18 protein-coding genes are annotated in these 25,025 nt (G+C 38.6%); 11 read left to right on the top strand and 7 right to left on the bottom strand.

The window, feature by feature from the left end; translation table 11 throughout:
* The first annotated feature begins 28 nt into the window (after nt 1-28).
* The 4 genes from DPX34_RS04235 to tpx all read left to right on the top strand — a co-directional run bounded on the left by DPX34_RS04235 (nt 29) and on the right by tpx (nt 5,252).
* Nucleotides 29-1,618, top strand: a complete 1,590-nt coding sequence (locus DPX34_RS04235) for a glycosyl hydrolase family 79 N-terminal domain-containing protein (RefSeq protein ID WP_111977172.1) — start codon at nt 29-31, stop codon at nt 1,616-1,618.
* Nucleotides 1,619-1,796: 178 nt separating this feature from the next.
* Nucleotides 1,797-3,152 carry a DUF1800 domain-containing protein gene (locus DPX34_RS04230; protein ID WP_111977171.1) on the top strand — a complete coding sequence of 452 codons (1,356 nt, stop codon included), beginning with the start codon at nt 1,797-1,799 and terminating at the stop codon, nt 3,150-3,152.
* Between the two features lie 2 nt (nt 3,153-3,154).
* On the top strand, nt 3,155-4,294 hold the full coding sequence (locus DPX34_RS04225; RefSeq protein ID WP_111977170.1) for a DUF1501 domain-containing protein: 1,140 nt from the start codon (nt 3,155-3,157) through the stop codon (nt 4,292-4,294).
* A gap of 460 nt (nt 4,295-4,754) precedes the next feature.
* A complete protein-coding gene (gene tpx / locus DPX34_RS04220; protein ID WP_111977169.1) occupies nt 4,755-5,252 on the top strand; it encodes a thiol peroxidase in 498 nt (165 codons plus the stop codon).
* A gap of 62 nt (nt 5,253-5,314) precedes the next feature.
* On the opposite strand, the gene DPX34_RS04215 is transcribed toward tpx, so the two are convergent.
* Both DPX34_RS04215 and DPX34_RS04210 read right to left on the bottom strand, forming a co-directional pair.
* Nucleotides 5,315-6,157, bottom strand: coding sequence for a polysaccharide deacetylase family protein (locus DPX34_RS04215; RefSeq protein WP_111977168.1), 843 nt, complete (start codon nt 6,155-6,157; stop codon nt 5,315-5,317).
* A gap of 155 nt (nt 6,158-6,312) precedes the next feature.
* Nucleotides 6,313-8,562, bottom strand: a complete 2,250-nt coding sequence (locus tag DPX34_RS04210; RefSeq protein WP_157964615.1) for a TonB-dependent receptor — start codon at nt 8,560-8,562, stop codon at nt 6,313-6,315.
* A 223-nt stretch (nt 8,563-8,785) separates the two neighbouring features.
* On the opposite strand from DPX34_RS04210, the gene DPX34_RS04205 reads away from it, so the two are divergent.
* Entirely contained in the window at nt 8,786-10,246 is a 1,461-nt protein-coding gene (locus DPX34_RS04205) for an NAD-dependent succinate-semialdehyde dehydrogenase (RefSeq protein WP_111977166.1), read from the top strand.
* A 25-nt stretch (nt 10,247-10,271) separates the two neighbouring features.
* Here the strand turns inward: DPX34_RS04205 and DPX34_RS04200 are convergent, their stop codons facing one another.
* On the bottom strand, nt 10,272-14,495 hold the full coding sequence (locus DPX34_RS04200) for a response regulator (RefSeq protein ID WP_111977165.1): 4,224 nt from the start codon (nt 14,493-14,495) through the stop codon (nt 10,272-10,274).
* A 252-nt stretch (nt 14,496-14,747) separates the two neighbouring features.
* Here DPX34_RS04200 and gshA point away from each other — a divergent pair, with 252 nt between their 5' ends.
* From gshA to DPX34_RS04185, 3 genes are read left to right on the top strand one after another with little or no spacing between them, the layout of a single operon-like run.
* On the top strand, nt 14,748-16,334 hold the full coding sequence (gene gshA / locus DPX34_RS04195) for a glutamate--cysteine ligase (protein ID WP_232824645.1): 1,587 nt from the start codon (nt 14,748-14,750) through the stop codon (nt 16,332-16,334).
* Nucleotides 16,312-16,944, top strand: coding sequence for a transglycosylase SLT domain-containing protein (locus DPX34_RS04190; RefSeq protein WP_232824644.1), 633 nt, complete (start codon nt 16,312-16,314; stop codon nt 16,942-16,944). The genes gshA and DPX34_RS04190 overlap by 23 nt, the downstream gene beginning before the upstream one ends.
* The gene (locus DPX34_RS04185) at nt 16,923-17,612 is read left to right on the top strand and encodes a hypothetical protein (RefSeq protein ID WP_111977164.1); all 690 of its coding nucleotides are present in this window, start codon (nt 16,923-16,925) and stop codon (nt 17,610-17,612) included. The genes DPX34_RS04190 and DPX34_RS04185 overlap by 22 nt, the downstream gene beginning before the upstream one ends.
* Before the next feature lie 15 nt (nt 17,613-17,627).
* On the opposite strand, the gene DPX34_RS04180 is transcribed toward DPX34_RS04185, so the two are convergent.
* Nucleotides 17,628-18,854, bottom strand: a complete 1,227-nt coding sequence (locus tag DPX34_RS04180) for an EAL and HDOD domain-containing protein (protein ID WP_111977163.1) — start codon at nt 18,852-18,854, stop codon at nt 17,628-17,630.
* Nucleotides 18,855-19,046: 192 nt separating this feature from the next.
* On the opposite strand from DPX34_RS04180, the gene pheS reads away from it, so the two are divergent.
* Genes pheS through ihfA form a run of 3 tightly spaced genes read left to right on the top strand, consistent with a single transcriptional unit; the run spans nt 19,047 to nt 22,729 of the window.
* Nucleotides 19,047-20,027 carry a phenylalanine--tRNA ligase subunit alpha gene (gene pheS, locus DPX34_RS04175; RefSeq protein ID WP_111977162.1) on the top strand — a complete coding sequence of 327 codons (981 nt, stop codon included), beginning with the start codon at nt 19,047-19,049 and terminating at the stop codon, nt 20,025-20,027.
* Between the two features lie 15 nt (nt 20,028-20,042).
* Nucleotides 20,043-22,430 carry a phenylalanine--tRNA ligase subunit beta gene (gene pheT / locus DPX34_RS04170; protein WP_111977161.1) on the top strand — a complete coding sequence of 796 codons (2,388 nt, stop codon included), beginning with the start codon at nt 20,043-20,045 and terminating at the stop codon, nt 22,428-22,430.
* Between the two features lie 2 nt (nt 22,431-22,432).
* Entirely contained in the window at nt 22,433-22,729 is a 297-nt protein-coding gene (ihfA, locus tag DPX34_RS04165; protein ID WP_111977160.1) for an integration host factor subunit alpha, read from the top strand.
* A gap of 81 nt (nt 22,730-22,810) precedes the next feature.
* Here ihfA and DPX34_RS04160 read toward each other — a convergent pair whose 3' ends face one another.
* The 3 genes from DPX34_RS04160 to DPX34_RS04150 form a co-directional block, all read right to left on the bottom strand.
* Nucleotides 22,811-23,164: a 2OG-Fe(II) oxygenase gene (locus DPX34_RS04160; RefSeq protein ID WP_111977159.1), complete on the bottom strand. Its 354-nt coding sequence runs from the start codon at nt 23,162-23,164 to the stop codon at nt 22,811-22,813.
* A gap of 25 nt (nt 23,165-23,189) precedes the next feature.
* Nucleotides 23,190-23,360 (bottom strand): DUF2897 family protein, encoded by a 171-nt coding sequence (locus DPX34_RS04155; protein WP_111977158.1) that lies wholly within the window; start codon nt 23,358-23,360, stop codon nt 23,190-23,192.
* Between the two features lie 159 nt (nt 23,361-23,519).
* Nucleotides 23,520-24,752, bottom strand: coding sequence for a cellulase family glycosylhydrolase (locus DPX34_RS04150; RefSeq protein ID WP_232824643.1), 1,233 nt, complete (start codon nt 24,750-24,752; stop codon nt 23,520-23,522).
* Nucleotides 24,753-25,025 lie beyond the last annotated feature (273 nt).

The raw sequence follows: 25,025 nt of genomic DNA, 5'->3' as shown, positions 1-25,025 counted from the left end.
GCGTATCGATTGCCCGACAATATTGCATATGCCATTACCTCGTCATTTAAAAGGTCTCATTACCCGCATTGGGCATTCATTGCCATTTTTTCCGCGTTTTAATCGTGCTAAAACAGCGGTTGTTACGTTAGATGCCACACAACCTATTTTTACCGTATCACCGTATTATTTATCATATTCAATCGATATTTCGGTTTTAGTGGGTGGATTTTGGTGGGAAGGCAGCATGGGCGTGCGTAAAGGGTTAGGCACTTTGCGTGTTCCTCCGCTCGACTTAAATAATAAAAAATTAGACCGATTGGTTGATGCATTAGGGCCTGCTTATATCAGAGTTGGTGGATCTGAAGCGGATAAAATTGTCTATTTTGAACAGCTCGAAGCCGGTAAAAATGAATTAGTATTAACAAAACCGATGTGGGATCAGCTACACGGGTTTATTCAACGCAACAATTTAGCGTTAGTGTTTACATTTAAGTACGGTTTATTTAACCGACAAGCCCATGGCGAATGGGATGGCATCGAAATACAAAAGCTGCTCGAATATTCTAATCAAAAAGGTTACAAAATAGCGGTGTGTGAGTTGGGCAACGAACTTAATGCCTATTGGGCATTTCATGGCGTTACAGCGCAACCCAGCGCAAAAAATTTAGCTATCGATTATTCAACCTTTGCTAAGTTAATTAAAACGTCCCTGCCAGAGGCTAAAATTATGGGGCCGGGTAGTGCATTTTGGCCTAAATTAGGTGAAACCTTAAAACCGCTTTCAAATTTAAGTAAAAAGTTTTTAGCTAACCTCGATTTTGAAATTGATATTGTGAGTTGGCATTATTATCCTTTTCAAAGCCGGCGCTCGCCGATACGAACACGCACGGCGACTTTGCGTAGTTTACTATCACCTAAATCGTATGGTTATTTTACCAAATATGCTGAGCAGTTGCGCAATTGGCGTGATCGTTTTCAGCCACAAGCTGATTTATGGGCTGGCGAAACAGGCTCGGCACAATGTGGTGGCCAACCGCAATTATCCGATCGCTTTGCGTCGTGTTTTTGGTGGGCAGATCAACTTGGACAAGGCGCGGCATTAGGCCAAAAAGTCATGATCCGCCAGAGTTTAATTGGTGGTGATTATGGCATGATTAATCGTTTAACGATTAAACCACGTCCGGATTATTGGGTCAGTTGGTTGTGGGCTCGTTTAATGGGTACTGAGGTTTATGCAGTTTCCTGCTCACATAAACGACTTCGAGTATATTGTCATCAGCATCCAAATAGAAAGCATAAAACGGTGTTATTTATTAATTCATCGCGGTTTAATGTTGATACTCAATTAAACCAATTAGGCGAAATTGGCACAACGGCAAAAATTGTCGATCGCTATGTATTAACCGCGAGCTCGATCACAGCCAATAAAATTTTTATCAATAATAAAAAAGCGAAGTTTAGAAAGGGTAAAGTAAACTTAAGTGATTTTAATCAATTCCATCAAGGCAACTCGCCCTTAGAACCCCACGATAAGATAAAGAACAACATAGACCGTAAAAAATCAGAACAAGCCCAAGGTGTAAACCTATCTATTCTACCTCACAGTATTAGTTTTTATGTCATTAACCATCAATAGATAAAAACCAAGATCAATCAATTGCAGCTAGTATTGCTCGTTATTGAGTCGTTATTTGCAATGTGTGGCGCTTTATCGTAAATAAAGCTTTGCAAAATTGTAAATATTTGCAAAGTTAGTCGCCTAAAATAAAAAAAACGCTATTTTGTATTTGTTTACTTTTATTAAGAGCACTTATATGACAATTCAAGCTGTTATTGCGACCAATCGATTTGGTTATGGCGCTAAGCCAGATGAAATTAATTTGGCGTCGTCCGATCCTAAAACATGGTTATTAAATCAATTGCACAATATTAATTTTAATGATGGTTTAACGCATTCTAATGAAGTTGCTGTTTATTTAGCTAAATATAATCAACAGCAAAAGCAAATGAAAAAAAGTAAATCTGACGATGAAAGAGCGCAGATGATGCAAAGCCCCGACATGGTAGATAAAAAATTAGCTAAACAAGTTTATAGCCATTTGTCCGCTAATATGGTGCTACAAGCTGTTGATAGTAATACCAGTTTTAGTTGGCGATTACTTGATTTCTTCTCTAACCATTTTAGTGTTACCGGCCAAAATCGGGTTATGCAGGCATATGCTGCCACGCTAGAGCGTGAAGCCATCGCGCCTAATTTAGTTAATAAGTTCGAAGATATGTTGCTGACAGTAACCCAGCATCCGGCGATGCTCATTTACTTAAATAATGAAAGATCATTTGGTGCAAATTCTAAAAGAGGCAAGCAAGGTAAAGGGTTAAATGAAAACCTCGCGCGTGAAATTTTAGAACTACACACCCTAGGTGTTAATGGCGGCTATACACAAAAAGATGTCATTGCACTAGCAAATGGTATTACAGGTTGGAGCGTGGCCAACCCATTAAAAGATAAAACCGCTGGCTTTAAATTTGTGAGTAAAGGGCATGAACCCAGAACTCAAACCTTGTTAAATACCGCTTATCCACAACAAGGTTTTAATCAAGGTAAGCAAATGCTGATAGATTTAGCGCGCCACCCTAGCACGGCAAATTTTGTGTGCACAAAATTAGTTAAACACTTTGTCAGTGACAAACCTAAAACAGATTTAGTGAATAAAATGGTTGCGACTTGGATGCGCACTCAAGGCAATTTAAAGCAAGTATTAACCAGCATGTTAACTCATTCTGATGCATGGCATACCGAGTTTGAAAAATTTAAAACCCCACGAGAATTTTTAATCTCTACTTTACGTGCATTGCCTAATCTCAACATGAATGAGAAACAAATCATTAACGCATTAACCGAGTTGGGACAAAAACCACTAAATGCGGGATCTCCTGCCGGCTTTAGTGACGACGAAGCCGATTGGTTAGGGGCGAGTGCAATAATGGCTCGCATTGACATGAGCGCGATGCTCGCCAATCGAGTAAAAAAAACGAACATTAAACACGTTTTAACCATGAGTTTAGGTTCACGTATTAGTGAGCATACACGTTTGATGATCACTCGAGCTGAAAGTGCTAAATCAGCTTTAACTTTATTATTAATGAGCCCTGAGTTCCAACGGAGATAATTATGCAACGTCGTGACTTTATTAAAACACTATCGGCCGGTTTAACCTTATTTTCGGTACCTGCAATGTCAGCTGGCTTAGCTAATTCTTCAACATTAAAAAATAAAAAAGTGATCTGGCTTGTATTGCGTGGAGCCGTTGATACTTTGCATACGCTTGTCCCTAGTTTTGATGAAAATTTAAAAATACTGCGACCTAAATTGGTTGAAGGTTTGCAAGGTAAACTTAACCCACTCGAGAAGGGTTTTAGTCTGCATGGTCGTTTAAGTTTTTGCCATGAGTTGTATTTAAAAAAGCAATTTTTACCGATTGTTGCGGTCGGCTCGGGTTATGGTGCACGTTCACATTTTGATGGGCAAGACTATCTAGAATCCGGTTTAAATCAAATTGATCACGATTCGGGTTGGCTTGGCCGTGCCATTAAATTAAAGCAGCAGCAAGGCGTGGCGATTGCGCGTTCATTACCCATTAGTATGCGTGGCTCAACCGGCGAAACCTGGTATCCCAGCCGATTAAAAGATGCTGATGACGATATATATAGCTCACTAATGAAATTGTATAAAGATGATGCGTTATTGCACAGTCGTTTAAGTGAAGGGTTGGCAACCGAAGAGAAAGTCGGTGGCATGATGGCCGAGCATAAAAAAGGCAAATTTATTGAGTTGGCTCAATCGTGTGCAACGTTAATGAAAGGCAACGAAGGTACACCATGTGCCATGCTGGAAATGGGCGGTTGGGACACTCACAATAATCAATTAAGTCGACTCGATCGTCAGTTTAAAGAGCTTGATAAAGGCTTACAAACCTTACATGACGGTTTAGGTGATGATTGGCAAAATACCTTATTGATTATCGCTTCTGAATTTGGGCGCACTGCGCGTGAAAACGGCACCGGTGGTACTGATCATGGCACGGGCAGCGCGTTAATGTTAGCAGGAGGAGCGGTAGCCGGTGGCAAAGTTTTAGGCCAATGGCCAGGTTTAAAAGACGAAGAATTGTTTGAAAACCGTGATCTAAAACCAACAACTAACACGTTCTCGTGGATCAGCGCCGCGTTAAACCAACACTGGTCAATGCCCGTGAGTGAACTTGCCCAAATCTTTCCTGATCATAAGCCTTATAAAACGCAGCTTATAGTATGACGTAAAGATTAATTGCATATCTTTGTTGATATCAAAGATATGCATATTGTATCCGTTTGTGATGGGCGAGCATTTGTATTTATACCCAAGTCACTTCAAGATGCGAGTTCAGAGCCCCTGAGCGATTTTAATTCTAGGCGTATTAATGCAGGAATGTAGTCCCCTTTCAAGTTAATACAACAACGAAGTAAAAGCGCTTAGGGGCTCCGTCCCGGTGGGTTTTAAATTGATTTATGCTGTGTTAAACAGGCTTAATTTAACCCGTTAAACTTGCACCTTTTTGCCGTGCCTAAATCAATTTAAATTCCCACTGAACCCTGCATCTTGAAGTGACTTGGGTATATAAACCGGCGAAGGTTTTGAAAAGTTTTGATTCAAGCCATTAAACCCCTAGATTTACTACGTGTTAATTGGGTTTAAAAACTGTCATATTGATGAGAATATTAATAGGAGCAATATCATGGCAAAAACAGCATTAAAGGGTAACCCTGTCGATACAAACGCAGACTTACCCGCAGTTGGTACATCTGCACCGGCATTTACGTTAGTGAACGTGGATTTATCTGAAGCGAATTTATCTGAATTTTCAGGTAAGCGAGTGGTATTAAATATTTTCCCGAGTATTGATACGCCAACGTGTGCACAATCTGTACGTACGTTTAATTCTCAAGCAAGCGACATGAACAATACGGTTGTTGCGTGTATTTCTCAAGACTTACCTTTTGCTTTATCTCGTTTTTGTGGCGCTGAAGGATTAGACAATGTGGTATCGTTATCAGCATTTCGTTCAACGTTTGCCAACGATTATGGCGTTGCCATTGTAAACGGCCCATTAACCGGTTTAACCGCACGTGCTGTTATCGTTTTAAATGAGCAAGGTGAGGTCATTCACACTGAGTTAGTGGCTGAAATTGCTGACGAACCTGATTATGCAAGTGCATTAGCGGCATTAAAATAAATTTTTATACGCTAGATATACCCAAGTGACTTGGGTATATTGCATTTATACAAGGCCACTTTTTAGTGGCCTTTTTGTTTTTTAAGCATGATGTTACGGTAAGTGTCGACCCAATATTTATCCTGGTTCGCATGAAGATGATCTAACAACGCTTCATGTGTTTGTTGCGTAACGCTAAGGTGTTCACCTCCAATACCATGAAACAACACGTTCACTAACTTGATGGATGCAGGTTGTTGCTCGATAAATTCAATAATATCGGTGGCCTTTATCCCGTTTGGTACAATCAATGCGGCAAATTTTTTATCTTCTAAGCTTTTAATTGCGATAAACTCATCTTTAATCACATTAATATAATTGCCATCTTGTGCTTGCTGATCAAAACAGGGTGGGGTGAACGTGCGTTGCGTTTGGCCATCGATTGCTTGTAATAATGTATTAGCGACTTTAATTTCATTTAACATGGCTTGCATAGGCTTTTTCTCTAAGGCGTTATGTGCTTTTACCCAATTGCGATTGGGTTTGTCGCTTCTGCATGCATGAAACAATGAATGATTGCCAAGTTCATGACCTTGCGCAGCAATTGTGCGCCATTCGGTTAGTCTTGCTTGAAAAGCGTTAGATAAAGGCACCACGTAAAAAGAGGCTTTAAAATTTCGCTTGTTTAATGCGGGTATGGCATGGTCAAGCTGACTATTTAAAGCATCATCGTACGATAAACTTATCGCAACTTTATGGTTGTGTGGCCAACCTTGTGCTGTTCTTTTTGATTCTGCGCTATTGTCGGCGGCTTTAATGGTAACGCTGTTCAGCAATAAAGCTAAAACGATGGCCAAGATAGAAATTGTTTTTATTGGATTTATGGCTTGGAAAAGTGAGTGGCGAACGACTAATAAATAGGGCATAGGTGTTAATCATCTATTTGCATTAAGCGAGTATAGCGAAGGCGCTACGATAAATTAAGTGACTCGATGTTGAGTGCTCATTTTTATTTCATTTTTTACTGATGTTATCTATTTTTATTCTCTATTTTGATTGTGTATTACGGCGTAGTTCGGGGTTATTCATAGTGGTAGTTAAACGTTAGGCCTATTTTACGCTCGACAGCAAAAGACGTGGCAAAGGCGCGTTTGACAAAAAAGGTGGCCGCATCGGCAAAACGAGCGGCTGATTCTGGCGTTTTATCATTATTTAAATTTTTAACCCACAGCGAGACCGACCAAGTCGGCTGAGCATATTTAATGCTGGTATTAACTTTTGAAATACTGTCGAGTATCGCTAAATTATGCTCTGCGACATAACGTTTACTTTCGTGCTCGAGTGTTAGATTTGCGGATAGTTCACCGGTATCTCCTACCGTATTTTTATAATATAAACCGCTGAAAAAAGTCACATTAGGCACATTAGGAAATGCTTTACCGTGCACACTGCCATTGCCCGTTAAAGCGAGTTGCGCCGAAGTTGATGTTTCTTTAAGCTCTGCTTTGACATAACCTAAAGCGGTTCGCCATTTTAGATATGAGGTGAGGGTCGATTCAAGCTCTATTTCACCGCCATAGTTTTCAGATTTACCTAAATTGTTAATAGCCGTTAATCTTACTTGGCGGTCTTGATTATTCACGTATTGCAAGGTTTCATTAAACTGTAAATCACGCCATTGGTAATAAAATAAACTGGTCGATAAATAGGTCGAAGGTGAAAAAATATTGCCCTTATAACCGACTTCGACGCTATTCAGTTGCTCTTCTTCAAAACGAAAATACTTTGCTAATCTCTTTTTTTCTGTTTCGTCTTTAAACGCGGAACTTTTCACATTAGGATTATATCCGCCGGGTTTTATACCTTTTCCGTAGGTTATGAATAACATTTCATGTTGGGTTAATTGATGGGTAAAACTTAATCTTGGGGTGATATTTTGCCACGTTTGCGATTCTTCCGTGGTGTCGGTTGACGATTGCTCGTTAAAATCGATGGTATCTTGAGCCAATCTGACATCAAAAATAAGGGCATTATCGGCATTAATCGACCAATCAAGACTGCCAAACACCGCGAGGTTTTTGATGCTACTGTCTTCTATTTCACCAATATTAGTGGAGAGTGCATCATTAAATACAAATGATTGACTGTCGTTGCCTTGTTTTTCGAAGCCGTAATAAGCAAAGCCAAATAACGTTCTTACATTGTCATGATAAATATTGGTGTATATTTCCATGCTTTGCTCATGAGAATTATCTATTTGAGTTGTAAAAGCACTATTCAATTCATAAAAATCACTGTCGAACGTAACGGTATTATTCATATCAGTGCGGCTAAATAACGCTTTTATATCGAAATTTTGTTGTGAATAATTTGCCTCTATATGATGGCGAGATAGATTTTTTTCGATACCAAAATCGAAAGCCGGATTGTTGTTAAATCCAACTTGATCGGGTGTGTTAAGTTCACCACAAAAATAACCGCTGCGGGTTGATAAAAAACAATTGTTATATTGACTTGATTGAATATAAGTATCGATAAGTCCATCGTTTATATAGTGCACATCAGCACGATAGTGAATTGATAAATCGTTGTCATGCCATAAAGCTGAGAAACTCGCGGCTTGGGTTTTTTCGGCACCAAACCCACCTCCATTTGTGCCTATTTCATTCGGCGATGAATAGCCTTTTTTATAATAATTAACCGATGTAGCGACGGCTAAATGTTGGTTAATCGGCACGTTTAATCTTGAATAAATATCGTTTAAATCTTCGGAAGCCATTGATTGAGTAAAATCAATAGTTGTGGCGGCTGAATTGGGTTTTTTGGTAACTAGGTTAATGGCGCCTGCAAAGGTAGAACGGCCATATAAAGCCGCTTCTGGACCCCTTAATATTTCAATTTGTTCGATGTCGTGTAGCGGCATGCTCGAAAAAAGTTCCGTCGCCGTTAAACCATTGATTAGAGTGCCTGCTGTTTTTTCATCGACAATGGTTGTTAAGCCTCTGACGACAGGCCGCTCTAGCATACGACCAAAGCTGCGGCGCATCGATACATTAGCAACTTGTGCCGATAGATCATAGATCGAATGAATATTGTTTTGTTTGAGATAATTTTGCGTATACACACTTAAAGAACGAGGTACTTCGATTACATTTTCTTTTATTCTGCGAGTATCGACGGTTATATCGAGCAACTCTGCTAGGCTGAGATTAAATAGGCTGTTTTCTTCATGAGCTAAGACCTGTATTGGCAAACTCAGTAAGGTGAGTGTTGATAATGCATAAAACGCTTTTATTTTTAAACGATAAAAGTGATTTTTCATTAAGTGCATAATTGTCATTAACCCAGAGATTGCGAAATACAGAATAATAATGATGTCATAATAAGTTTAGCAGTTGAACAAAAAATAATGATAGCAATTAGGTATTTAGTTTAGATTAACTAATTAGTACAAACTCATTTTTGAGTATACTTACCTGTTTTCAAGTTGCTTGGGTATACGCGAGTAGCTTGATACAATAGCGCTTGTTTTTTTAAATTCGTTGTTTATAAATATGCTGGATGTTTGTTCTTTTTTACTTAAATCGAGTTCTTATATCGATGGTCAATGGTTTGATAACACAGATAAGCTTGCGGTTGTTAACCCGGCAACCGGTCAACCCTTTCATTATGTGAGTAACATGACCACAGGCGATGCCATAAAAGCGGTTGAATCTGCTCATCGCACTTTTCGAGATTGGTCTCATCAAACGGCGGCCTATCGCGCGAAGGTATTGAAAACGTGGCTTGATTTAATTATTAAGCATAAAGATGCGCTTGCTTATATTATAACGCTTGAACAAGGTAAACCCTTGGCTGAAGCGCGCGCTGAAATTGAATATGGCGCTGCATTTATCGAATGGTTTGCTGAAGAGGCCAAACGAGTATATGGCGATACGATTCCGGCTGCTAGTCAGAGCCAAAAAATTATCGTGACTAAACAGCCCGTTGGGGTTGTGACTGCGATTACGCCTTGGAATTTTCCGCATGCGATGATCACACGAAAAGCAGCCGCCGCGCTAGCCGCGGGTTGCACTTTTGTGGTGAAGCCCGCACACCAAACACCGTTATCGGCACTCGCTTTAGCTGAGTTAGCGGATCAAGCTAATATTCCCGCAGGTGTGTTTAATGTTATTGTTAGTGATAAAAGTATTGAGATCGGCCAAGTATTAACTCAGCATTCTGGTGTCAATAAATTTACGTTTACGGGCTCAACATCGGTGGGCAAACAACTCATTGCGCAATGTGCACAAGGCGTAAAAAAAGTCTCGATGGAGTTAGGTGGAAATGCCCCTTTTATTGTTTTCGCTGATGCTGATATCGATCTGGCCATAAAAGGCTATCTGTTGGCTAAATTTCGTAATGCCGGGCAAACGTGTATTTGTGCTAATCGGTTGTTGTTAGCGGATAGTATTCATGATGAATTTATTGATAAATTACACACAGAAATGGCAAAAATACAATTAGGTGATGGCACTCAAACTACGACTAATATGGGGCCGCTTATTTCGGTGTCGGCGGTTGAAAGGGTCAATGAATTAGTCAATACGTCGATTAAGCTAGGGGCAAAACAGGTGAAATTGAATATTGCTAAGCCAAACCCAACCCCAAACTCTCGATATTACCCACCTACGTTATTAACTCAGGTGAATGAAGATATGCCAGTCGTGCAACAAGAAATATTTGGCCCCGTGGTCGCGGCTTTACGTTTTAAATCAGAAGATGAAGCGATAAAAATGGCGAATAATACAGAATATGGTTTGGCCGCTTATTTTTATACACGAGATATCTCTCGAGTTTGGCGAGTTTCATCAGCGCTTAATTTTGGCATGGTGGGCATTAATGACGCGGCGATTTCTAACCCCGCTGCGCCTTTTGGTGGTATTAATGCCTCAGGTAATGGTCGCGAAGGGTCTAAATACGGTTTAGATGATTACCTTGAAATAAAATATTTAAGTATGGGCGGTTTGATTTAATTTTGGCTTCAAATCTCAAACTTGCTTAAGTCGATAATTCACTCACTAATTCAGCCAAGCTTTCTTCAGCGGTGGTTAAATCAAAGTTCATAAATGCCTCTTGTAATGGTCCTTTGTATTTTGTTTGTAATGTTTGGGGTAAGCAATTAACGAGCGCGTCGACTTCTTCATCTTGAATGAATTCATTGGCTTTGACTTGTTCAATTAAGGTATTGGCTTTATCTAGCAGCTCTTGTGTGCTGGATTCAATAGATTCACTTTGTGTGTTCACCGGTGATATATATTGATCTAATGCAATAAATGTTTCAGTTAGAGCATCTGAAAAATCACTAATAACACGGGGTAGGTTATCATAATGTTTTAGTTTTACGGTGTCTTCATAAGTTTTGGTGGCTAAGTGTAAACGTTGTAAACCTAAATTACCTGATACACCTTTCACGGAATGAAGTAGTTGTTCTAATTCGGTATAGCGCTCTTCTCTTAACAAGCGTTGTTGTTTTGATTCAATATCTTGATAATCATTACTGAATTTTTGCAACATACGCTCTAATAGCGCTTGGTTATTGCCTAACTGTTTTAGGGCAAAATTATAATTTAAGGCCAGACTCATTGGTTGAGATTCTATTTCATCTGGCTGTTCTTCAGTTATCTCGACTTCGGCCTGATGAACTGTCGGTTTTTGCTCATGGACTATTTTATTGTTTGAACCATCAAAAGTAACCGTCCATTTTGCGATTGTATCGAGCATCATATTTTCATCAATAGGCTTACCTATATGTGCATTCATACCGGCAGCAAAACATTGCTCTTTATCTTCGGTTAACACATTTGCGGTCATCGCAATAATGGGGAGATCTTTATATTGCTCTTTTTCGCGTAAATATCGAGTTGTTTCGTAGCCATCCATTTCAGGCATTTGAATATCCATTAAAATAAGGTCGAATGTTTCGTTTTCTATTTTATGAATGGCTTCTTTGCCATTATTCGCGACCGACACCTCAATATGAGCTTGTGTTAACAGCTCTGTTGCGACTTCTTGGTTTATTTCATTGTCTTCGACTAACAGGACTTTAAGCCCGGTTAAATTGTATTCTATTTCAGTTTGATCGTTTTCATGCACAGGTGAGCTGTTATAGTTTTTCCCCATAATTATTTGCGAAACGGATTTAAATAATTGTGTCGGAGATACAGGCTTACTTAACGATTGAACGGCTGCGGGAAGCTTTGCTTCAGGTTCATTTTGGCGTGATTGGGTATTGTTTAATATTAATAACTGGGTTTCTTGAATATTAATTTGTTTACGCAAGCTATCAAGCGTCTCTGGGCCTGATAGTCCATCTGGCATGCTCCAATCGAGTAAAACTACATCCATTTTTTCTTGGCTCACAGCGAGCCAGTTGAGTGCCTCCATACCATCAACAAAGGCGGCAACCTCCATTCCATATGTTTTTAGATGATCTTTTAATGACTGATTGGTTAAATAATTATCATCAATAATGAGTGCTTTTTTACCCACCAAAGAACCATCATTAATGGGGAAATTAGCCTCTTGAGTGGTATTAATATAAAGCGGTAATTCAAATTGAAATGTTGAGCCTTTGCTCTCCACACTTTCAACGGTGATCGCCCCATTCATTAAAGTAACCAGTTGTTTTGAAATGGTTAACCCTAAACCGGTTCCGCCATATTTTCGTGTGGTTGACGCATCACCTTGATTAAATGCTTTAAATAACTTTTGCTGCTGATCGATGGTTAAACCAATACCTGAATCGATCACTGAAAATTTTAATAATACGCGGTCTTCGTTGGTGCCAATAAGTGAAACATGCACCATGACTTGGCCTTTGTGTGTAAATTTTATCGCGTTACCACATAGATTGGTTAGTATTTGCGTGATGCGTAAAGGGTCACCTATTAAATCAGCAGGTACTTTGCTTTGAGTATGTATTATAAATTCTAGCCCTTTTTCATGAGCTTTATGCGCGTATAAGTCTGAAAGGTTTGATAGTAAATTATTTAAGTTAAATTTTTCAGATTCAATTGATAGCTTGCCAGCTTCAATTTTAGAGAAATCTAAAATATCATTGATAATGACTAATAAATTTTCAGATGATTTTTTGACATTGTTAATATAATTATATTGCTTAGTATTTAATGTTGTCTTTAAGCATAATTTGGTTAAACCAATAATCGCATTCATCGGTGTGCGTATTTCATGGCTCATATTCGCTAAAAATGTACTTTTGGCTGTGTTGGCATTTTCAGCTATTTCTTTCGCGGTTTGTAAGCTGTTATTGGCTTCTTCAAATTGTAAGGTTCGCTCAGAAACCCGTTGCTCTAAACCATCGTTTAATTCACGCAATTGGTTTTCTATTTCTTTTCGTGATGAAATATCGGTGTTGGTACCCACAAATCGGATTGGCGTTTTATGTCGATTATATTCTACGACAGAGCCTCGTGAATGAACCCATAAAATGTCGCCATTTTTTTTCACCATTCTAAATTCAACATCAATATTGTCTATGATGCCATTTTTAATCTTTGCCACCTGGCCAAAAACAGAGCGATGATCATCTGGGTGTAACACTCTAGCAAAGGTTGCGGTACTTGATGTTAAATCATTAGGTGAATAATCTAACATGGTGAACCAACGAGGGCTTAAAAACACTTCATCAGAAATTAGATTCCAATCCCAAAGTGCATCATGCGTTGATTGTAAAATTAAACTCAATCGTTCTTCACTGGCTTTTAGTGCTATTTCAGTTCGACGAATATTACTGACATCATTGACGGTACCGATAATGAAATATTCTTCGTTATCGTTCATTTGTTTTTCAAGCATGATCATGACTTGGCGCTTTTTGCCATAAGCCGTTGTTATTGTGAATTCAATTGAAGGAACGGTTAGTTCATCGTTTTTTAATAAGCGTTCTATGTTAGCTTGGAATTTGCCTTGATCAGATTCGGGCATTAAGCAAAATATATTATTTAGGGTTGTATCTTTGTTTTGTGAATAACCTAAAATATTAAATAATTCTTCAGACCACTTCATGGTGAGGGTTTCAATATTCAGTTCAAAGCTGCCTAAATGGGCGAGTTCTTGGGCTCTTGCGAGTAATTTTTGATTATCGATGATTTCTTGTTCACGTAGTTGTAAATTTGATTTCATTTGATTGAAGGCATTCGCTAAACTTCGTAATTCATCTGCACCTGTTTCTTCTACATGACCTTCAAAATGTCCATCGGCCACTTCTTTTATTTGGTGGGTGAAATGCCTGATAGGGCGAGAAATTAATCTACTCAGTACAAATGCAATGCCAAGTGAAAACAAACATACGATCAAAACAATAATAATATTGGTTTTAGTGAGATCAATTAAGGCACTGTTAAAGTCATCATATTCTTGTAAATACATTATTTGCCAATAGGTTTCATCAACAGAAGAAGAAACAGCTGCGTATTTTTTATTGGGCTTATTTAAATTATATAATTCAAGCGAACCTGACAGCATGCCGCTTTCACTCAGTGAATCTGATTTAGTGTTATAGGCGGTATTTACAATTTGGGTTAACCCTGGTTGAAATTCCTTATGGCCGGATGCGATTATTTGATTTTCTTGGGTGACCATGAGCGGAAATGTATTCAAACCGCCAGTACCTGCACTCACTTGCAGTAACCGGGTGAGGGTATTATCAAAAAACTTAAAATGTAATGCGCCAATAATTTTACCGTTATCATTATGTAGCGTTTTAGAAAAAGCCAACTCACCCGAAGACGTGGATAAGTCGGTCATTCTGGGGTCGCTTGAACCCATCAGTTTGATTATATCTCGGCGCTCTATTTGTTTACCTAATTCTTCGGGGGTGCTACTGGCGACAATTAGGCCTTGTTCGTTGATCAAACAGGCCGATTTTAAAAAGTGTGGATTTTGTTTTACATATCTTGCTAGAGCAGTGTTAGCATCAAGTTGAATTAAGGGATAAACGGTTTTACTTAATAATAAGTCGCGTAAAGAAGGATCACTTGCTTGCAATTTAATAATCGACTTTTGATTCTCAAGAAATATATCGATGCGAAGCGCGGTCTCTATAGCTGCCGTTTGCAGGATATTATATTTGGCTTCTGTTAGGGTTTGATTGGTAAACGTAAAATCACGATAAGTCAGTAACATGACTGGCAGTAGAATAACAATTAAGAAACTCACCATAAGGTGAGTGAAAACACTTGATGATTTGAACGAAAGCGCCATATTAAACTACTAATAAATCCATATTTTTTTATATTAGTGCATGTTTTACTTAAAATAAATGTAAAATGCTTAGACATTTGTCGATCTATTCTTTTACCTGAAAGAAATAACGTGAAATCAAGCGTTTTTCAGCATAAGTTGCAGTGACTTCGTTGTTAACTTTAATGTTTGTTATTTCTTCTGCTGTTTAAGCTTGAAATTATCATTATGCACCTCATATTTAAGTGCAAATAAATACAAGGGTAATGTGTTTTGCGTATATATAATCAAAAACTTAAAGCTGATTTATTTAGTCAAGCTCCCGCTTTTTTTGCTCAGTTTGGCCGAGGTATCGAGCGAGAAACCTTAAGGATCACTCATGAGGCAAAATTAAGCCCATTAGCACATCCCACTCTGTTAGGTTCAGCACTCACTAATCCGCATATCACGACCGACTATGCCGAAACGTTGCTTGAATTTATAACCCCCGTTGAAAGTGATGTTGAAAAGAGCATTCAGCAGTTAACCGATATACAAAAATTCACTTACCAACATATTAATAATGAATTGCTATGGCCTATGAGTATGCCTTGTTTTGTGGGGCAAGAATCCGATATAAAAATAGCGCAATACGGTTCATCTAATATTGGAAAAATGAAAAGCGTTTATCGAGAAGGTTTGCGTCATCGATATGGCTCAATGATGCAAGTTATTTCAGGTGTACACTTTAATTTTTCGTTTCCAGATTCATTTTGGCCATTATGGGCCAAACACCAAGATAATATTGCCATTAAAGATCCGGCTTCCGTTGGTTATTTAAGTGTTATTCGTAACCTTAAACGGCATCTTTGGTTATTACCTTATTTGTTTGGTGCTTCACCGGCATTATGCTCTTCATTTTTAAAAGGCCAAGAGCATAAATTACCCTTTGAAAAAATTGGTAAAGGTACACTTTATTTACCCTATGCGACGTCATTAAGGTTAAGTGATTTAGGTTACACCAACAAAGCACAGAGTAATTTAGATATTCGCTATAATTGCTTATTTAACTATATCGAAGGTTTACGCCACGCGATCCATTTGCCATCAAACGATTTTGCGCATATAGGTGTGAAAGAAAATGGCGTTTATAAACAACTTAATACTAATGTTTTACAAATCGAAAACGAATTTTATTCCTCTATTCGACCTAAACGAGTCACTGAATCTGGTGAATCACCAACAGATGCACTTGAGCGAAAAGGTATTCAATATATTGAGGTAAGAGCGCTCGATGTAGACCCTTATTCCTCTGTAGGGATTAACGCAGACCAAATTCGTTTTATCGATTTACTCTTAATATATTGTGCTTTAGGGACAACCGATTATATACAGCCGGCAGAGCAAGCCGTTTATGACGATAATTTTAAGCATGTCATTCTCAGAGGGCGTGAACCAGGTTTAACGCTTATTCGAGATGGTGCCCCGTGTGAGTTAAAAACGTGGGCGACGGATGTGTTAACTGAATTAGCGGAAATTGCGTGTGTAATTGATGCTAAAAATGATAATACAGCGTATCAAGATGCATTAGCAACACAGCAACTGAAAGTTGATGATGCAGCACAAACTCCTTCAGGTAAAATTATTGATTATTTACTTAAAAATAAAATGGATAATGGGGCTTTAGGGATGCAATTAGCTCGAGAATATCAAGTTGAAGCCCAACAAGTGCCTTATCGTCTGTACAGTGATGCTTTTTTTACGCATAATGCAATTGAATCTTGGGATGCGCAAAAAGCAATAGAAGCAGCGGATACCTTGTCTTTTGATGACTTTTTAGCGGATTATTTTTCTCATAATGAATCGGTCGAACCCGCATAACCCCATGCGCCATATTTACTTAATATTAATTTTACTGATGACGGGCTGCGCAACTGCACCGCCTAAAACGCCCGATAATTTATGTGAAATATTTTATGAGCATCGAGATTGGTACGATGATGCGAGCGATGCAAAGGATAAATGGGGCGTACCCATTCATATTCCAATGGCCATGATGTATCAAGAAAGTTCTTTTAGGTCAGATGCCCAACCGCCGATGGAATACTTTTTAGGCTTTATTCCAATTGGGCGTGCTAGTTCAGCTTATGGTTATTCACAAGCTAAAACGCCCACCTGGTCAGATTATATACGTGAATCTGGCAATAGTGGGGCTGATCGTGATGACTTTGATGATGCAATTGACTTTATGGGGTGGTTTATTAATAAAACCCATAAAATAAATGGGGTTTCTAAATGGGACGCTTACAACCAATATTTAAATTATCATGAAGGTTGGGGCGGTTACAAAAAGAAATCGTATAATAAAAAACCGTGGTTAAAAAAAGTTGCGCTCAAAGTTAAAAAGCGTTCAGAAATGTATGGTGTGCAGTTAAAAAAATGCCAAGAAGATTTAGACAGTAGTTGGTTATGGCGCTTATTTTTCGGTTAATTAAAACGCGCCTGTTGTGGCTTAAACTCGCTATAGGTACATTGTTAATTATTGTTTTGCAGGCATGTCAATTAACGGCCCAACAATCTGTTGTTTTGAGCTTAGAAGAGCGAAATTACTTGGCTAGCGTTGCAAAATTAAAAAAACAAAAAGCGGATTTTTCTATTGCTGAGATGAGTCATTTGCGGGTTTTATATAATGAAACCGGACGAGAAATGCAAAATTTCCAACTGCTTTATCAACAAACGCCTTTAGTTTTTCAGGCCTTAAATGCCAAAGACTATACAGGCTGTATTCGTTATGCTGAATCTATTCTCGACATTAACTATACCCATTTAACTGCCCATTTTGGCGCAATGAATTGCTATAATTCGATCCAAAATCAAGATAAAAGCCAATATCATGCCGCGATTTTATCCAATTTAATGGATTCCATAACCGACAAATTAAACGGCCGCACCGTCGATTTAGCTTTTAATGCTTATTCGTTTGATGATATTCAATCGCTTATTCATTTATTAGGCTTAAACATTCGAGGTCGAGACTTAATTAATATTGATGATCAGCACTTTGATAAAATTGCCGTGACGGAAGTAGATACTCAAGAAAATTTTGATTTATATTTTAATGTAACGCCCATTCTAAAATGGGCTGAAATTTACCGTTAATTTTAAATATATGGATTATAGTGCGGCATAACCATTAACTTCTTCATAAATGCGGCACCATCTAATGCCTTCATTATAAAAACGCGCTACCTTTTGATGGGACACTTCTAAACTACTAGCTAACAAATCAAGCTGTTGCCAATTAGCTTTTTCGTATTGCTTAACTAATGCAAGTAATACGGCGTAAGGACCGGTTGACTCTATTAAAGCATCTTTTACATCTTGAGTGACGGGCACATCTTTTAAAATAACATCCATTGGTTTATCTAAAATGGCATCTAAACAACTGAATAACCCGCAAATAAATCCAGTATCTTGCGAATAGCGTAATTCGATACTCATTAATTGACAAAAGCGCGCGCGTAAAATACTAAATTTAGTCAGCTCTCCCGGTTTATCACTACCCATGTGGGCAGTTGCGACTAAACAAATAAAACGACGTAAACTGTCTTCACCTAAATAGGTGATAGCTTGTTTAACCGAGGTGATTTCAACGTTTTTTTGAATTAAGTTTGAATTGACATAACGAAATAATTTATAACAAAGTGAAACATCTCGTTCAAAAAATACTTGTACTTGTTGATACGAAAATTCGTCTTTTAATACCTCTTGATAAATAGATAATATAAATGCGTTGTGGGTCGCGATATCTTCAATATTGAGCGTTTTAGGTTTACAAAAATAATCGCCTTGGAAAAAATCAAAACCGGATAATTGACATTGCCCCCACGAGGCATAATCGTTGATTGGGCAAACCAGTAGTTTCAATTTTTCTTTTTTTAAATTGGGTAATAACGGAATTAATGAATCAAGCGGAGCTAAATTAAGATCAAATTTGATTATCTTAACTAAAGGGTAAATCGCTTCCCACTCATACATAAACACATAATCTTGCACCATCAGCGTGTAGCCTTTATGAAACAAATCTTTACACGTTTCAATCACGTGCGCGTCTGGCACAATGGTTTCACTTAATTCAATAACGATGTCTTCTTTGGGTAGCATTTCAGCATAATGTGACAACAGTTCTTGTTGGTTTAGTAATAAAACACAGGGGCGGTTATCCGTTAAACGTTTGAGCCAGTTATTTAAATAAATACCGGTGGAGGTTACATCGCCAGATGTTTGACCCAAAATACTATCAAAAGCGTTGATTAACCCCTCTTTAAATGAAATTTGATAAGCTTTAACAATATGTTTTTTATTAAATATAGGAATTCTTGAAGCATAAACTTGAGCCATTAATCACTCATCAATTGATTTAAAAAAGCGAGACATAATTATAGTATGAGCCGAAATTAACGTTTTAGGTAAAAAATTATGCGAATTAAAGGGATTCGTGACTTTAAGCGCGAGAAATTGTTGATAACTTGTTGTAGAATTGCCGCCCAAGATTTCCATCATAATTTATAAACCGTCTAGGATAGTATTCGAATGAATTTAGAAGCTATAGTAGCTAGTGCCAAAGAGGCCGTTGAGTCGACTAATGACTTAGCCATATTGGACGAGATTCGAGTTCAGTATTTAGGTAAAAAAGGTGAGTTAACTTTACAAATGCGTGAGCTAGGTAAGTTACCACCGGCAGAAAAACCTAAAGCTGGTCAAGCCATTAATGAAGCCAAACAAGCAGTTCAAGCTTTGCTTAATGACAAAAAACAAGCAATGCAACAAGCTGAATTAAATGCAAAGTTAGCTGAAGAGACAATCGATGTTTCTTTACCTGGCCGTGGTTATGAGTTCGGTGGTATTCACCCTGTGACTCGTACGATCGAACGTATTGAATCATTTTTCTCAGCTTTAGGTTTTCAAGTTAGAACCGGTCCCGAAATTGAAGATGATTGGCATAATTTTGATGCCTTAAATATTCCTGATAATCACCCTGCACGGGCCGATCATGACACGTTTTATTTTAATCCCAAATTGGTGTTGCGTACGCAAACGTCAGGTGTGCAAATTCGCACGATGGAAAACGAAAAACCTCCTTTACGTATTATCTCTCCGGGTCGAGTTTATCGTAATGATTATGATCAAACCCATACACCGATGTTTCATCAGGTTGAAGGTTTAATGGTTGATAAAAATGTCAGCTTTACTGAATTAAAAGGAATTTTGCATGATTTCTTACATAACTTTTTTGAAGAAGACTTACAAATCCGTTTCCGCCCCTCTTTTTTCCCCTTTACAGAGCCTTCAGCTGAAGTCGACGTGATGGGCAAAAACGGTAAGTGGCTAGAAGTGCTCGGTTGTGGCATGGTTCACCCAAATGTACTGCGTGGCGTCGGGATTGATCCTGAAGAATACACCGGCTTTGCTTTTGGTATGGGTGTAGAACGCTTAACGATGTTGCGTTATGGCGTAACTGATTTACGTTCATTCTTCGAGAATGATTTACGTTTCAACAAGCAATTCAAATAAGCAGAGTATTACATAATGAAATTTAGTGAAGCGTGGTTACGCGAATGGGTAAACCCTGCCATATCAAGTGAAGAGTTAGCTGAACAGATCACCATGTCAGGTTTAGAAGTTGATGACGTAGTACCGGTTGCAAAGCCTTTTTCAGGTGTTGTAGTGGGTGAAGTAGTTGAATGTGGTCCGCATCCAGACGCCGATAAATTACAAGTAACTAAAATTAATGTTGGCGATGCTGAATTGTTAGACATTGTTTGTGGTGCTAAAAATTGTCGTTTAGGCCTTAAAGTGGCGGTTGCAAAAGTGGGCGCGGTATTACCTGGCGACTTTAAAATTAAAAAAGCTAAATTACGTGGCGTTCCTTCATTTGGCATGTTGTGTTCAGAAGCTGAATTAGGCATGGCCGATGAAGCACCAGGCATCATGGAATTACCGACTGACGTAGCGGTTGGTACTGACGTAAGAGCTTATTTAAAGCTTGACGATGTTGCGATTGAAGTTGATTTAACGCCTAACCGTTCAGATTGCTTGGGTATTCGTGGTTTAGCGCGTGAAGTCGGCGTATTAAACCGTCTTGATGTTTGTGAACCAACCGTTAACCCGGTAGCCCCCCAATCAGATGAAACCGTTAAGGTTGAATTACAAGATGCCGCTGCATGTCCTCGTTATTTAAGTCGTGTGATCAAAGGTGTTAATATTGCGGCTGCAACCCCATTATGGATGGTTGAAAAGTTACGCCGTAGTGGTATTCGTTCAATTGACCCTGTTGTTGATGTGACTAACTATATTTTGCTGGAGCTAGGTCAGCCAATGCATGCGTTCGATTTAGCTAAAATCGAAGGCGGCATTGTCGTACGAAAAGCTCAAGCCGATGAAAAATTAGTTTTACTTGATGGTAACGAAGCGACATTACAAAACAATACGTTAGTGATTGCCGATCAACAAAAAGCATTAGCGATTGCCGGTATTTTTGGTGGCGCAGAATCAGGCGTGACGAGTGAAACCGTTGATATCGTACTTGAAAGTGCTTTTTTTGCCCCTGACGCCATTAAAGGACGCGCGAGACAATACGGTTTGCATACTGATTCATCGCACCGTTTTGAGCGGGGGGTCGATTATAATTTACAAAACCAAGCCATTGAGCGTGCTACTGCACTTTTGCTTGATATTGTGGGTGGTGAAGTTGGGCCAGTTGTTGAGGCTGTCTCTAAAGATGATATGCCTGTGGCGAATGACGTTATTTTACGTCAAGCACGTTTATCGCGTTTATTAGGTATTGAGTTACCTTTTGCTGACGTCACTGAGATTCTACAACGTTTAGGCCTAACGGTTATCGAAAACGACGACAATTGGCAAGTTACCGTACCCAGTTACCGTTTTGATATAGCCGTTGAAGTTGATTTAATTGAAGAAGTGGCTCGTGTTTATGGTTATAACAATATACCCAATGTGGCCCCAGACGCTAAATTAGTCATGGCTAAACATAACGAATCGGCTATTTCGTTAAGTAAAGTGCGTCAAGTATTAGTCACGCGTGGTTATCAAGAAGCCATCACTTATACGTTTGTCGACCCTAAAATTCAAACGGCCTTATATCCAGAACAAGAATTTTTAACGTTACCTAATCCTATATCCGCTGACATGTCAGCCATGCGATTAGGCACATGGCCTGGTTTATTAAGCTCTGTTGTATATAACCAAAACAGACAACAACCTCGAGTGCGTTTGTTTGAGTCAGGTTTGAAATTTGTACCCAATGCATCGGCTGAAAATGGGGTTGAGCAAATTCCAGTTATCGGTGGTGTTATTACGGGTACGGTAGTGGGTGAACATTGGGCTACAGAAACGCGTGCGGCTGATTTTTACGATATCAAAGCAGATGTTGAAGCAATACTCGCATTAACGTCAGATAACGCGAGTTTTGAGTTTAAAGCTGAAGCGCATAGTGCATTACACCCTGGTCAGTCTGCGGCTATTTATCGTGATGGTAAGCGCATTGGTTTTGTTGGTGCAATACACCCACAATGTAATAAACCATTGGCGTTAAAAGGCAATGCATTCTTATTTGAAATTGAATTGTCACCGTTATTGAATGCTAAAATTCCGGCTATTCAGCCTGTTTCTAAGTTCCCTGCTAACCGACGTGATCTCGCATTTATCGTTAAAAATGATATTCAATCAGGCGAAGTACTTGAATTGATTAAAAAAGTTGGCGGAAATGATTTGGTTGACCTAAACTTGTTTGATATATACCAAGGCCAAGGCGTTGACGATGGGTATAAGAGTATTGCTATCTCTTTAACCATTCAAAATGTTGATAAAACTTTGGAAGAAAACGATATCGCGGTACTTGTTTCAGGTGTAGTTGAGCAAGTCCAAACTAATTTTGATGCTAAGTTGAGAGAGTAACTATGGCTTTGACCAAGGCTGAAATTGCTGAACATTTATTTCTGAAAGTAGGTTTAAATAAAAAAGATTCAAAAGATCTTGTAGAGTCTTTTTTTGAAGAAATACGACAGTCATTGGAAGACGGGGAGCAGGTTAAGCTTTCGGGCTTTGGTAACTTTGATTTACGTGAAAAAGCGCAAAGGCCTGGTCGTAACCCTAAAACGGGTGAAGACATTCCAATTAGCGCTCGTCGGGTTGTGACTTTCAGACCCGGACAAAAATTAAAGATCCGCGTTGAAAACGCAGGCGAAGAATCTTAATTCATCGACTTTAGTTTATGATTAGCTAAGCTCACACAACTTGTGTGAGCTTTTTCACGTCTGCAGTTTAAGCTTTTAGTCTCATTTTTTAGTTTGTAAAACCCAACCAAAACTTAATAAATACCGCGTGCCCGCCGTAATTTTTAGTACTTGATGTGTCGAGATGTCAGGTCTAAATAACTTTATTCTGTTAGTTTGGAATAGGGGATTGTGGCAGATAAATTCACCGCCTATTTTTGCTTTTTTTAATACAATATTTAAGCGGTAGTGTTTACCTTGCGTGACGTTATCGGTGTGTGGCTTGATTTCACTGCCCGTTGGAAAGCGTAATAAATAACAATCAAATTTGATAGGCCAGTAGCCAAAGGCTAGTAATAACTTATCGTAGCCGGATTGTTGCCGACCCGATTGCCATCGAAATAATTGGTTAAGCATGTGTTGTGCTTAATTAAGATTGAGGTTATTTGTTTTTCTTATCAAGCGCTTCTTGATGTTTTCGATTTTCTTCTCGAATCTTTTCCCAATTTTCAGGAAACTTAAATTTTGAGTTATTCTGTAACATTAATATGCCGCCCGCGACAAAACCAAAAGCAACAACGAGCGCAAGAATAAGCATAGTGACGGGTTCCATAACGATACCTTAGATAACTGATTTGATGTTTACCAATAATAATAAACATCGGGTAGGGAGCTGAATAGAGCTTAGCTTAGCACAGGCTTGCTTTTTGCCGAATAAAAAACCGAACTTAATCGGTTTTATCTTGCAATGGTTTTATGTAACTTTGAGGTGTTAGTAATCTGCGCTTGAGCCTCTTACAACACAAGAGGCGCTGTTTTCCCAACCCCAGCCGTCATTATCAGGATCAGCAGATGAGCTACTACAATAAGCGAAGCCGTTGGGCGCATGTGTGCTGGTTGTTGCTACAACGATGCAACTTTGGTTGTTTTCCCAGCCCCAACCATCACCATCAGGGTCTGCACTTGCTGAGCTACAATTTGGGTGGCTATTGCCGTTATTATTGTCGTTATTGTTACCGCCATTTGAACTGCCTGCGGTATATATTGTTGATAGCTGTGATGTAGCGGTAATGCCATTGCTACTATTAAGTAAAATCTCACCCCAAGTCGTTAATGATCCGGCATCCCAATTATTAACAACATCAATTTCGCCATAGCTTGTATCATTGCCATCCCACGACCAACCTAAATAGCCTACTTGATTGTTAACTGCTAACGACATAATCGAGCCTTCATCAACATCAAAGTCTTTGTGGGTTGCTGCAAACTCTCCAATGATTAAGGGTAAACCGTTATTAGAAAATGAACTCATGTAGTTGTTAATTTTGCTGTAGGTATTAAACACTTCATACATATGTACGCTGAATACGACATTTTTATCAGGGTCATGGTTAAACACTTGTTGCGCATTATCACGCATTACAAATTGCCAATCTTGGCCCCAGTTTGGTGCATCAATGATAAACGTATGATCTAAACCCGCATGACGTAATTGGGTGATCGCTGTTTTATGATCGTTGATCCAATCACTCGCGTTAAAGCCATTACCGAAAGGTTCGTTACCGATATTGATAATCACATAATCTTCTTGGCCAATTAATTTATCTTTTATTTCAAGCCAGTAATTGGTTGCAGAGGCTAAAGATGCAGCGCCCGTATCTTCGCTATAGCCTGTTGTGTCGTGAACTTCTAATACCACGACCATTTTATTATCTTTGGCTTTTTGAATAATATTGGCGACATCATTGGCTGATGTTTTACTCCATTTATGACCATTTGAAAGCACGACTCTGACCGTATTCGCACCGGTGCTAGCAATATCAGTTAAAGATTGTGTCAGTTTATCAGGAAACCATGTGTGTGCATGATTAACGCCGCGCATAACAAATTTGTTACCATTTCCGTCGTATATATCTCCGCTAGATACGTAAAAACCTGCAGATGCAGTAGCAGATAAACCAAGTGCTAGTGCGGTTGTAATTGCTTTTGCTAATTTGTTCATCATTATACCCTTTAATTTGTGTTGTTTAGTTTTTTGGCTATCCATTGCCTTATTTTTTATTAATGCTGATTACATTAGGTTAATTTTCATTATACCTAAGTAACCGGTTACATTTTGTTGTGAGTTGGTTGTGATGTCAAAATGTAAATGGCTTGTAACAAAATATAGCAAGCTTATTTTGTTACATTTATCGAGCTAATTCAGGTTAAACCTTTATTTGGCATGGTTAATTTGATGTAACAATTTTTTTGTTATATCAGTATGTATTTATTAAAT

The organism is Algibacillus agarilyticus, from assembly GCF_003286125.1.
GTDB classification, from domain to species: Bacteria; Pseudomonadota; Gammaproteobacteria; order Enterobacterales; family Alteromonadaceae; genus Algibacillus; species Algibacillus agarilyticus.
Note: the sequence above shows the minus strand (reverse complement) of the source record. Positions and strands in the feature narration are given on the sequence as shown.

Excerpts from the sequence above, each read along its gene's own strand:
- DPX34_RS04235 (WP_111977172.1), top strand. The coding sequence starts at position 29 with ATGCCATTACCTCGTCATTTAAAAGGTCTCATTACCCGCATTGGGCAT.
- DPX34_RS04230 (WP_111977171.1), top strand. The coding sequence starts at position 1,797 with ATGACAATTCAAGCTGTTATTGCGACCAATCGATTTGGTTATGGCGCT.
- DPX34_RS04225 (WP_111977170.1), top strand. The coding sequence starts at position 3,155 with ATGCAACGTCGTGACTTTATTAAAACACTATCGGCCGGTTTAACCTTA.
- tpx (WP_111977169.1), top strand. The coding sequence starts at position 4,755 with ATGGCAAAAACAGCATTAAAGGGTAACCCTGTCGATACAAACGCAGAC.
- DPX34_RS04215 (WP_111977168.1), bottom strand. The coding sequence starts at position 6,157 with ATGCCCTATTTATTAGTCGTTCGCCACTCACTTTTCCAAGCCATAAAT.
- DPX34_RS04210 (WP_157964615.1), bottom strand. The coding sequence starts at position 8,562 with ATGCACTTAATGAAAAATCACTTTTATCGTTTAAAAATAAAAGCGTTT.
- DPX34_RS04205 (WP_111977166.1), top strand. The coding sequence starts at position 8,786 with ATGCTGGATGTTTGTTCTTTTTTACTTAAATCGAGTTCTTATATCGAT.
- DPX34_RS04200 (WP_111977165.1), bottom strand. The coding sequence starts at position 14,495 with ATGGCGCTTTCGTTCAAATCATCAAGTGTTTTCACTCACCTTATGGTG.
- DPX34_RS04190 (WP_232824644.1), top strand. The coding sequence starts at position 16,312 with ATGAATCGGTCGAACCCGCATAACCCCATGCGCCATATTTACTTAATA.
- DPX34_RS04185 (WP_111977164.1), top strand. The coding sequence starts at position 16,923 with ATGGCGCTTATTTTTCGGTTAATTAAAACGCGCCTGTTGTGGCTTAAA.
- DPX34_RS04180 (WP_111977163.1), bottom strand. The coding sequence starts at position 18,854 with ATGGCTCAAGTTTATGCTTCAAGAATTCCTATATTTAATAAAAAACAT.
- pheS (WP_111977162.1), top strand. The coding sequence starts at position 19,047 with ATGAATTTAGAAGCTATAGTAGCTAGTGCCAAAGAGGCCGTTGAGTCG.
- pheT (WP_111977161.1), top strand. The coding sequence starts at position 20,043 with ATGAAATTTAGTGAAGCGTGGTTACGCGAATGGGTAAACCCTGCCATA.
- ihfA (WP_111977160.1), top strand. The coding sequence starts at position 22,433 with ATGGCTTTGACCAAGGCTGAAATTGCTGAACATTTATTTCTGAAAGTA.
- DPX34_RS04160 (WP_111977159.1), bottom strand. The coding sequence starts at position 23,164 with ATGCTTAACCAATTATTTCGATGGCAATCGGGTCGGCAACAATCCGGC.
- DPX34_RS04155 (WP_111977158.1), bottom strand. The coding sequence starts at position 23,360 with ATGGAACCCGTCACTATGCTTATTCTTGCGCTCGTTGTTGCTTTTGGT.
- DPX34_RS04150 (WP_232824643.1), bottom strand. The coding sequence starts at position 24,752 with ATGATGAACAAATTAGCAAAAGCAATTACAACCGCACTAGCACTTGGT.